Genomic DNA, 9,338 nt, shown 5'->3' with positions numbered 1-9,338 from the left:
CAGGTGGAGGTTTATCTAGGATGTAACGAAAAAGCGCCGGCTCCGCTCCTGCGGGCCGGCGCTTTTTTGTTGATCCGTTGCGCGCCGGTCAGGCCCACCACTTCTCCGCCTTGAACGTGCCGGCGGCGTTCTCGATCGCCTGAGCGACCTGGAACAGAGTCTCCTCGCCGAACGGCTTGCCGATGAGCTGGAGGCCGAGCGGCAGGCCCTTGCCGTCGAGCCCCGCCGGCACGGAGATGCCCGGCAGACCGGCCATGTTCACCGTGACGGTGAAGATGTCGTTCAGGTACATGGAAACCGGATCGGTGATCTCCCCCGGCTCGAAGGCCGCATCCGGCGTCGTCGGCGTCAGGATGGCATCGACGCCCGCCTCGAAGGCGAGGTCGAAGTCGCGCTTGATCAGCGTGCGCACCTTCTGCGCCTTCAGGTAATAGGCGTCGTAGTAGCCGGCCGACAGCACGTAGGTGCCGATCATCACGCGGCGCTTGACCTCGGAGCCGAAGCCGGCCGCGCGTGTCTTCTCGTACATGTCGATGATGTCGTCGCCGGGCACGCGCAGGCCGTAGCGCACGCCGTCATAGCGCGCCAGGTTCGACGAGGCTTCCGCCGGCGCCACGATGTAGTAGGCCGGCAGCGCGTAGTGCGTGTGCGGCAGGGAAATATCGACGATCTCCGCACCTTCCGCCTTCAGCCAGTCGATGCCCTGCTGCCACAGCGTCTCGATCTCCGGCGCCATGCCGTCGACGCGGTATTCCTTCGGAATGCCGATCTTCAGGCCTTTGACCGGTCGGCCCACGGCCGCCGCATAGTCCGGCACCGGACGGTCGACGGAGGTGGTGTCCTTGGGATCGACCGAGGCCATCGACGTCAAAAGCATCGCCGCGTCCCTGACGGTGCGCGCGATCGGGCCTGCCTGATCGAGCGAGGAGGCGAAGGCCACCACGCCCCAGCGCGAGCAGCGACCATAGGTCGGCTTGATGCCGACGGTGCCGGTGAGCGCGGCCGGCTGGCGGATCGAGCCGCCGGTATCCGTCGCGGTCGCCCCGGCGCAGATGCGCGCGGCAACGGCGGCCGCCGAGCCGCCCGACGAGCCGCCGGGAACGAGCTTGGCATCGGAGCCGTTTGCCCGCCACGGGTTGACGACCGGGCCGTAATAGCTGGTCTCGTTCGACGAGCCCATGGCGAACTCGTCCATGTTGAGCTTGCCGAGCATGACCGCGCCGTCCGCCCACAGGTTCGCCGTGACCGTCGATTCGTAGCGCGGCTTGAAGCCGTCGAGAATGTGCGAGCAGGCCTGGGTGTGGATGCCCTCGGTGCCGAACAGATCCTTGATGCCGAGCGGAATGCCCTCCAGCGTCCCGCCCTCGCCGGCGGCGAGCTTCCTGTCGGAGGCGGCGGCCATCTCACGCGCCTTTTCAGGCACGGTGACGACATAGGCGTTGAGCGCGGAGGCCGCGTCGATCGCGGCGAGATAGGCGTCGGTCAGTTCCACCGCGGAGAAGTCCTTCTTCTCCAGCCCCTCGCGGGCTTCGGCAATCGTCAGGTCTGTCAGGTCGGTCATGGAAATATCTCGGGTCGGGCCAATGCGGCAAATATCGCGAAAGTGAATGTCGCGAAAGACTGGGAAGCGGCGATTACTCGACCACCTTCGGCACCATGAAGAAGTTGTCTTCGCTCATCGGCGCGTTGGCGACGATGTCGTCGGCGCGATCCCCGTCGGTGACCTCGTCGACGCGCTTGCGCATGGTCGTCTCCACCGCCGAGGTCATCGGCTCAATGCCGGAGACATCGACCTGGTCGAGCTGTTCGACGAACCCGAGGATGGCGTTCAGTTCGCCCTTCATCTTTTCGGCTTCGGCATCGGTGACGGCAATGCGCGCCAGCCGGGCAACGCGTTTCACCGTGGCGGTATCGACGGACATGGAAATGGATCCCGTTGGCTTGAGCGAACGACGTGTTGAACGAACGACGTGCTGAATGAACGCTTGGCGGCGTATAGCACCGCCCCTTGCGCCCGCGCAACGCCTGAGCCTTGCCCGCGCACCATCATCATCGCCCGCTCGCGCTTCTTGCCCCTCCCCGGTCCCGCTCTCCGCATCGTCACGACCCGGCCATAGCCTTCGCTCTCACCGGCGTCATTGTCCCGACTTCGCCGGGCAATGACGCCGGTGAGACTGCGGGATGGAAAGAAACCGAGGCACGATACGCCGCGCCCCGGCAAAATGCATTCCGAACGTCTGCCCCGCCTCAGGCGGAGAACGCCGTCCCGATCACCGGCACGGTCACTTTCGCCGCATCCGCCCCCATCGCCGTGGTGAATGTCTCGGCGGTCTGGTCGAGCCCGGGGAACGTGCCGTAGTGACACGGAATGATCGTCTGGAAATCGAAGAAGCGCGTGCAGGCCACGGCCGCTTCCTTGCCGCCCATCGTGTAGCGGTCGCCGATCGGCACGATGCCGATCTTGGGCGCGTGAAGCTCGTTGATCAGCCCCATGTCGGTGAAGGCGCAGGTGTCGCCCATGTGATAGAGCGTGCGCTCGCCCGGCGCGGAAATGACGAGACCGTGCGGGTTGCCGAGGTAGATGGCGCTCTCGCCGGAGGAATGGCAGGACGAGGAATGGTGCGCCATCGTCATCGCCACCGAGAATGGCCCGAGGTCGATCTTGCCGCCCGAATTCATCGGATTGACGTTCTCGATCCCCTGCTTGCCCGCCCAGCCGCAGATCTCCGCGTTGCCGGTCACCTGCGCTCCGGTCTTCTTCGCGATCGCCACCGTGTCGCCGATGTGATCGTCGTGGCCGTGGGTCAGCAGGATATGGGTGACGCCCTCAGCCACCCGGTCGACCGAGAGATCCTTCGGAAAGACCGGATTTCCGCTCAAAAACGGATCGATCAGGATGACGGCGTCCTTGATCTCGACGCGGAAGGCGGCGTGACCGTACCAGGTGATCTGCATGGATTTTCTCCCGTGAAAAACAAAACGGGCCGTGGCGCCGCAGGTCCTCCCCGCACGCCGCGCCCGAAGGAATGGCTCGGTGCGCGCGAAGTATAGGGCGTCTCCGCCAGCCCTCAAGCGCCGCGCCCGAGCCCCAGGTGTACATGCCGTAGCGTCATTTTCTTTGCGGTGCAGCGAGACGGGCGGTATGATGCGCCTGTTTTTCGTCCGCATTCCGTTTCACCAGAGCGTCCTTCGCTTGGGGAGGATCACGATGTTTCCCTTCTTCTGGCCGACCGAAGTGAAGTTTCCCGGCGCCGACGGAAATTACCAGATGATCTCGCCCACCAGCGGATGGTTCTCCACCACCGTCAACTACAAGGGCTCGCCGGTCATCGAACAGCGCATCGCCTCCGAGGTCGCGGGCGCCGGCCGCCAGCTCGGCATCATTACCGAGGCGGTGCTGGAACTTGCCGGAACCAGGAAGGGCGAGAAGATCGACCGACTGCGCGAGATGAACGCGCGCATCGCCGAAATCAAGCAACGCTCGCTGTCGCAGATGCGCCGCGAGGCCCGCGAAACGCTGGAGGCGCTGGCCGAACGCGACAAGGACGAAGCCCGCCGGGTGGCCGAGAACATCCTGCGCGATCTGGACTGAAGGCCATTATCGGCAGGCGGCAGCGCGGACACGCAGACGTGCCGGAGGAGGGCAACAGCATTGATCCGCCATCCTTTTGCGGGCAGAAAAGGACCCGTGACAGGCAATGCACAAATAAAGACGCCCGTACAAGGAAAGGCGCGCCCTGCCCCGACTGCCATCCCCCGCCCCAAATCTCCCCCTAACCGGCACATTTGCCCATCACAGACATCAACAAGCCCTGATACAGCATGAGTCTCCGTCTAAAACACGTCCGTAATCGTCTGGCCTCGCTGGCAACAACCGCCGGCCTGCGGCAGCCGAAATACATATTCGTTCACATCCCCAAGAATGGCGGAATGTCAATTCGCAAGGCACCGCAACTCGAAGGTAGGATCCTTCTTGCGAACCGGAAACACCTAAAAAGTGTCGCCTACGTGGACGCCGTGCGGGAGACCATGGACCGAGAGGGGCTCGCGCCCGGCTTCGAGCACGCCCGCCTGCGCGACATCTCTCGCGATGTGCGCAGAGCCAACACCGCGTTCGCCGTCATCCGCAATCCCTGGTCTCGGGTCGTCTCCCGTTTCCTGTTCAAGCAGCAGCAGCTTCCACTGGACGAACGGGAAGCAGCCTATTCGCTCGCCTGCTTCGAGGCGTTTCTGGAGGAACGGCATATCTGGGGCGGACGTGAGTACTATTGGCACCGCGCCATTCACGGCTGGTATCCGCAGGTCGATTATCTCATAGACGAAAGCGGCGCGCTCGCGGTCGACATTCTGAGGCAAGAGGATCTGTCCGGTGAAGCCCGCCGCTATTTCGGCCTTGAGGAGGAAATCCGCAGAAGAAACATTTCCGAAGGTCCGCGAAAAGACTACAAGGCCTACTATACCGAGCGGACGATTCAGATCGTTGCTGACTGGTACGCGACGGACATCGAAACGTTCGGCTTCGATTTCGATACCCCGGCGACGAAGAACACCTACTTCTCGAACTGACGGTTCCCTCCGCCCATGGCCGCCGATCCCACCCTGTCCCTCGAGGACTTCGTCGCAGCCCTGCCGCCATTCGGCCGGCTCATCGGCATCGATCTCGGCACCAAGACAATCGGTCTCGGCCTGTCCGACGGGCGCCGCACTATCGCGAGCCCGCTGGAAACCATCCGCCGCACCAAGTTCACCGCCGACGCCGACCGTCTGCTGGCGCTCGTCGACGAACACGAGGTCGCCGGCCTCGTCATCGGCCTGCCGCTCAACATGGACGGCTCGGAAGGCCCGCGCGCCCAGGCGACCCGGGCGTTCGCCCGCAATCTCGCCGGCCGCAGGCCCATGCCCATGACCTGGTGGGACGAGCGGCTCTCCACCGTGGCCGTCACCCGCACGCTGCTGGAGGCCGACACCTCCCGCGCCCGCCGCGACGCGGTCGTCGACAAGATGGCCGCCGCCTACATCCTGCAAGGCTTCCTCGACCGTATCGCGCGCGCCGCGCCGATCTGATCGGGTCCACGGGCCCGGTCTTGCTGCATGAGGGAGGATTGCGCGCATGATGATGGCTCTCGATGCACTTCTGCCCGTGCTGCTCGTCATCCTGACGGGGCACGTGGTGGCGCGGCTCGGGCTGGTGACGGGCGATCACTGGCGCGGCTTCGAGAAGATCGCCTACTACGTCCTCTTTCCGTGCATCATCATCCGCAATCTGGCGCTCGTTGATTTCGCGGACCTGCCCTACCTGGCGCTGGGCGCGACGCTGGCCGGCTCGATCCTGGTGATGTCGGTGATCCTGCTCGTCCTGCGGCCGCTGCTGGAGCGCTGGTTCGCCGTCTCGCCCGTCCGCTTCACCTCGATCTATCAGGGCGCGGTGCGCTGGAACACGTTCGTCGGCCTCGCCATGGCCGACCGGCTGTGGGGCGCTGAAGGAGTCGCGCTGATCGCCGTCGCCATCGTCGCCATGATCCCGCTGCTGAATGTCTTGAGCGTCCTGGTGATGATCCGCTTCGCCGCCGGCACCTCCACCGGCGTGCTGCGCGTTCTCGCCGATCTCGTGAAGAACCCCTACATCTGGTCGACCGTGGTCGGCCTCGCCATCAACCTCACCGGGCTGATGCCGCCTGAGGCCGTCATGGTCTCGATGGAGATGATGGGCCGCGCCGCGCTCGCCGCCGGGTTGATGGTGGTCGGCGCAAGCCTCGATATCGGCGCGCTGAGACGTCCGGGCCCGGCGCTCGCTACCTCCACCGTGCTGCGCCTGATCGGCATGCCGCTTCTCGCGGCAGGCTTCGCCGCCACATTCGGGCTGACCGGCACCGCGCTTGGCGTGGCGATCCTGGGAACGGCGGTGCCGACGGCGACAGGGGCCTACCTGCTCGCCCGCCAGATGGGCGGCGATGCCAATCTGATGGCGGAAATCCTGACGTTCCAGACCGTTGCGGCCATCGTCACCCTGCCGCTGGCACTCGCCATGCTGGGATAAGCGGCAGGCGAACGGCCACGTCGCGCACCGGATGATGCCGGCGGTGGAGCACCCGCGCGGCTCAATCACTCCATCGCTTTTGCCTCGATCTCTCAGCCGTCATTGCCCGGCTTCGTCCGGGCAATCCATGGCCGACTGCGGCATGCGCGGGACGCGCTGGATCACCCGGACGAAGCCGGGTGATGACGGTTGACGGACCGGCGCCTGAATTGACGCACGAGCCTCCCCCTTCATCCGATCTTAAGCCCCTGCGCGGTAACCAGCTCCTCAGGGTCCGGTCGGGGCGGCCGGCTCGCACAGGGGGAAATCCATGCCGATCCGCATGCTTTTGCTGGCGCTTTTCGCGGCGCCGACACTGGGGATGTCGCTCAGCGGCTGCGCTGCCGTCGCCGTGACCGGCGCGGTGGTGGGCGGCACCGCGAAGGTCGCCACCACCGCCGTCGGTGCGACGGTCGGCGCCACCACATCGGCCGTCGGCCTCGTCATTCCCGATGGCGACGAGGAGGACGCGGAGAGCTGAGCGCGTCCGCGCCGCTCTCCCAATCTCCCCGAAAGCTCCCTCACATCTCCGGAAACGCGTATTCCACCAGCGCCTTGGCGTCGAAACGGGAATCCAGCATGCCGTAGGTCGCCCGCCACTGGCCGCCGAGGCGGGTGTCGATGAAGGCATCGGCTACCGCGCGCGGCGCCACCTGGCGCAGGCAGGCGGCCGCCACGGTGAGCGCAAGCTGTTCGGTGAGAATGCGCGAGGACCCGGGATCATCCACGCAGGCCCGCGCCGCCGCCTTCAGCACCTGGCTGGAGACCGGACCGCTGGAGCCCAGATCCCGCTCCACCTCGCCGATCACCGCATCGAGCGATTCCGGCGATTTCTCGAGTGCGCGCAGCACGTCGAGACACATGACGTTGCCCGCCCCCTCCCATATCGCGTCGAGCGGCGCCTCGCGGTAGATGCGGGCCATCGCGCCCTCCTCCACGTAGCCGTTGCCGCCGAGACACTCCATCGCCTCGTAAACGAGCGGTGGCGTCGCCTTGCACACCCAGTATTTCGTCGCCGGGGTCACCAGACGGGCGAACAGCGCCTCGCGCTCGTTCTTCGGCCCATGGTCGAAGGCGCGCGCCAGACGCATCGTCAGCGCGGTCGCCGCCGCCACGTCCAGCGTCATGTCCGCGAGAACCCGCGTCATCATCGGCTGGTCGATGAGCTTGGCGCCGAACACCTGCCGATGGCGGGCATGGTGAACCGCCTCGCCGAGTGCCGCCCGCATCTGGCCGGCCGACGCCAGCGCGCAGTCGAGCCGGGTCAGCGTCACCATTTCCAGAATGGTGCGCACGCCGTGGCCTTCTTCGCCCACGAGCCAGGCGCCCGCGCCGTGAAATTCCACCTCCGAGGACGCATTCGAACGGTTGCCGAGCTTGTCCTTGAGCCGCTGGAGCCGGATGCGGTTGACCGAGCCGTCCGGCAGGAAGCGCGGCATGAGGAAGCAGGTCGGCCCGGCTTGCGTCTGCGCCAGCACCAGGAAGGCGTCGCACATCGGGGCGGAGAAGAACCACTTATGGCCCGTCACCTCCCACATGCCGTTGCCGCTTCTGGTCGCCGATGTCGTGTTGGCGCGCACGTCCGTGCCGCCCTGCTTTTCCGTCATCCCCATGCCGATGGTGACGCCGGCCTTCTGCTCGGGCGGCAGGAAACGGTGGTCGTAGCGACGCGAGGTGATGCGCGGCAGCCAGATCTCCATCAGTTCCGGCGCGGCCCGGAGCGCGGCAGTCGCCGCATTCGTCATGGTCATCGGGCAGATGTGGCCGCATTCGCCCTGCGCGGTCATGTAGAGCCGCGCGCCTCTGAGCGCATGGCGCCGGCCGGTCAGCATCTGGTCCCGGTCCCAGGCCGAACAGTGCAGGCCGCCCTCCACCGAACGCCGCATCAAGGCGTGGTAGGCGGGGTGAAACTCCACCGTGTCGAGCCGTCGCCCCTGCGCATCATGCGTACGCAAGGTGGGCGTGTTGGTGTTGGCGAGCCGGGCCATCTCCAGCGCGTCCTGCGAGCCCCAATAGGCGCCGGCGCGGGTCAGGTCCTCTTCCGTCTGCGGATCCAGCAGCGCATCCAGCGCGCTGCGCAGCACCGGATCGCCTGTGAACAAGTTGCGGCCGGCATAGGGCGGCGTCTGGTTGAACACCTCGTGGGTGACGCCCGGATCGTGGTCCATTCCTCAGGTCTCCGCCATTTCTGAGCGCGATTCGCGAATTTCGTGAGACCCTAGCACGGGTCCGGGGGATAACGGGTGAACGGCTTGAATGCCTGCTTGTGAAAAACCGCGACTCCGCCTATACAGCCCACTTTAATGACAATACGCACGAACGATAACGCGGCTTCGTTCCCGCACCGCCACCTGCTTGGCATCGAGGGCCTGCAGCCTTCCGAAATTCTCACCCTGCTCGACCTGGCCGACCAGGCCGTCGAGGTCAGCCGGCAGGTGGAGAAGAAAAAGGCCGTTTTGCGCGGTCGAACACAGATCAACCTCTTCTTCGAAGCCTCCACACGCACGCAATCCTCCTTCGAGCTTGCGGGCAAGCGGCTGGGCGCCGACGTCATGAACATGTCGGTCGCCTCCTCCTCGGTGAAGAAGGGCGAGACGCTGATCGACACCGCCGCCACCCTCAACGCCATGCATCCCGACCTTCTCGTCGTACGCCATCATGCGGCCGGCGCGGTCAAGCTGCTCGCCGACAAGGTCGGCTGCTCGGTGGTCAATGCCGGCGACGGCGCCCACGAGCATCCGACCCAGGCGCTTCTCGACGCGCTTACGATCCGACGCCACAAGGGCGACATCGCCGGCCTCACGGTGGCGATCTGCGGCGACATCCGCCATTCCCGCGTCGCGCGCTCCAACTTCCTGCTGCTGAACGCGCTCGGTGCCCGGGTCCGCGTCGTCGCCCCGCCGACGCTGCTGCCCGCAAGCGTCGACCGGCTCGGCGTCGAGGTCTACACCGACATGCGCACCGGCCTGAAGGACGCGGACATCGTGATGATGCTGCGCCTCCAGCGCGAGCGCATGAGCGGCGCCTTCGTGCCCTCCGTGCGCGAATACTTCCGCTACTGGGGGCTCGATGCGGAAAAGCTCGGCTACGCCAAGGACGACGCGCTGGTCATGCACCCCGGGCCGATGAACCGGGGCGTCGAGATCGATCCCGAAATCGCCGACGGCCCGCGCTCTCTCATCCGAGAACAGGTCGAAATGGGCGTCGCGGTGCGCATGGCCGTGCTGGAAGCGCTCGCCGCCCATCTGCCCAACAAATGATC

General features: G+C 65.9%; 10 protein-coding genes. 6 read left to right on the top strand and 4 right to left on the bottom strand.

Annotation, left to right across the window (positions count from 1 at the left end):
* Positions 1-88: 88 nt before the first annotated feature.
* The 3 genes from gatA to V2L18_RS03210 all read right to left on the bottom strand — a co-directional run bounded on the left by gatA (position 89) and on the right by V2L18_RS03210 (position 2,955).
* The gene (gene gatA, locus V2L18_RS03220) at positions 89-1,561 is read right to left on the bottom strand and encodes an Asp-tRNA(Asn)/Glu-tRNA(Gln) amidotransferase subunit GatA (protein WP_336176356.1); all 1,473 of its coding nucleotides are present in this window, start codon (positions 1,559-1,561) and stop codon (positions 89-91) included.
* A 73-nt stretch (positions 1,562-1,634) separates the two neighbouring features.
* Complete coding sequence (gatC, locus tag V2L18_RS03215; protein ID WP_336176355.1) at positions 1,635-1,922, bottom strand: Asp-tRNA(Asn)/Glu-tRNA(Gln) amidotransferase subunit GatC; 288 nt, start codon at positions 1,920-1,922, stop codon at positions 1,635-1,637.
* Between the two features lie 325 nt (positions 1,923-2,247).
* On the bottom strand, positions 2,248-2,955 hold the full coding sequence (locus tag V2L18_RS03210; RefSeq protein ID WP_336176354.1) for a metal-dependent hydrolase: 708 nt from the start codon (positions 2,953-2,955) through the stop codon (positions 2,248-2,250).
* A 253-nt stretch (positions 2,956-3,208) separates the two neighbouring features.
* On the opposite strand from V2L18_RS03210, the gene V2L18_RS03205 reads away from it, so the two are divergent.
* From V2L18_RS03205 to V2L18_RS03185, 5 genes are all read left to right on the top strand, one after another.
* Positions 3,209-3,592, top strand: a complete 384-nt coding sequence (locus V2L18_RS03205) for a hypothetical protein (protein ID WP_336176353.1) — start codon at positions 3,209-3,211, stop codon at positions 3,590-3,592.
* A gap of 230 nt (positions 3,593-3,822) precedes the next feature.
* Positions 3,823-4,566 (top strand): sulfotransferase family 2 domain-containing protein, encoded by a 744-nt coding sequence (locus V2L18_RS03200; RefSeq protein ID WP_336176352.1) that lies wholly within the window; start codon positions 3,823-3,825, stop codon positions 4,564-4,566.
* A gap of 15 nt (positions 4,567-4,581) precedes the next feature.
* On the top strand, positions 4,582-5,064 hold the full coding sequence (gene ruvX, locus V2L18_RS03195) for a Holliday junction resolvase RuvX (protein ID WP_336176351.1): 483 nt from the start codon (positions 4,582-4,584) through the stop codon (positions 5,062-5,064).
* A 46-nt stretch (positions 5,065-5,110) separates the two neighbouring features.
* Complete coding sequence (locus V2L18_RS03190; protein ID WP_336176350.1) at positions 5,111-6,037, top strand: AEC family transporter; 927 nt, start codon at positions 5,111-5,113, stop codon at positions 6,035-6,037.
* Positions 6,038-6,347: 310 nt separating this feature from the next.
* Positions 6,348-6,557, top strand: coding sequence for a hypothetical protein (locus tag V2L18_RS03185; RefSeq protein ID WP_336176349.1), 210 nt, complete (start codon positions 6,348-6,350; stop codon positions 6,555-6,557).
* Between the two features lie 40 nt (positions 6,558-6,597).
* Here V2L18_RS03185 and V2L18_RS03180 read toward each other — a convergent pair whose 3' ends face one another.
* On the bottom strand, positions 6,598-8,244 hold the full coding sequence (locus V2L18_RS03180; RefSeq protein WP_336176348.1) for an isovaleryl-CoA dehydrogenase: 1,647 nt from the start codon (positions 8,242-8,244) through the stop codon (positions 6,598-6,600).
* A 135-nt stretch (positions 8,245-8,379) separates the two neighbouring features.
* Between V2L18_RS03180 and V2L18_RS03175 the strand changes: the two genes are divergently transcribed.
* The gene (locus tag V2L18_RS03175) at positions 8,380-9,336 is read left to right on the top strand and encodes an aspartate carbamoyltransferase catalytic subunit (RefSeq protein WP_336176347.1); all 957 of its coding nucleotides are present in this window, start codon (positions 8,380-8,382) and stop codon (positions 9,334-9,336) included.
* Positions 9,337-9,338 lie beyond the last annotated feature (2 nt).

It is taken from the genome of Breoghania sp. JC706, assembly GCF_037026715.1.
Classification (GTDB): Bacteria; Pseudomonadota; Alphaproteobacteria; order Rhizobiales; family Stappiaceae; genus Breoghania.
The sequence above is the reverse complement of the archived record's forward strand: the minus strand, read 5'-3'. Positions and strand labels throughout refer to the sequence as shown.

Excerpts from the sequence above, each read along its gene's own strand:
- V2L18_RS03200 (WP_336176352.1), top strand. The coding sequence starts at position 3,823 with ATGAGTCTCCGTCTAAAACACGTCCGTAATCGTCTGGCCTCGCTGGCA.
- gatA (WP_336176356.1), bottom strand. The coding sequence starts at position 1,561 with ATGACCGACCTGACAGACCTGACGATTGCCGAAGCCCGCGAGGGGCTG.
- V2L18_RS03175 (WP_336176347.1), top strand. The coding sequence starts at position 8,380 with ATGACAATACGCACGAACGATAACGCGGCTTCGTTCCCGCACCGCCAC.
- V2L18_RS03210 (WP_336176354.1), bottom strand. The coding sequence starts at position 2,955 with ATGCAGATCACCTGGTACGGTCACGCCGCCTTCCGCGTCGAGATCAAG.
- V2L18_RS03205 (WP_336176353.1), top strand. The coding sequence starts at position 3,209 with ATGTTTCCCTTCTTCTGGCCGACCGAAGTGAAGTTTCCCGGCGCCGAC.
- ruvX (WP_336176351.1), top strand. The coding sequence starts at position 4,582 with ATGGCCGCCGATCCCACCCTGTCCCTCGAGGACTTCGTCGCAGCCCTG.
- gatC (WP_336176355.1), bottom strand. The coding sequence starts at position 1,922 with ATGTCCGTCGATACCGCCACGGTGAAACGCGTTGCCCGGCTGGCGCGC.
- V2L18_RS03185 (WP_336176349.1), top strand. The coding sequence starts at position 6,348 with ATGCCGATCCGCATGCTTTTGCTGGCGCTTTTCGCGGCGCCGACACTG.
- V2L18_RS03190 (WP_336176350.1), top strand. The coding sequence starts at position 5,111 with ATGATGATGGCTCTCGATGCACTTCTGCCCGTGCTGCTCGTCATCCTG.
- V2L18_RS03180 (WP_336176348.1), bottom strand. The coding sequence starts at position 8,244 with ATGGACCACGATCCGGGCGTCACCCACGAGGTGTTCAACCAGACGCCG.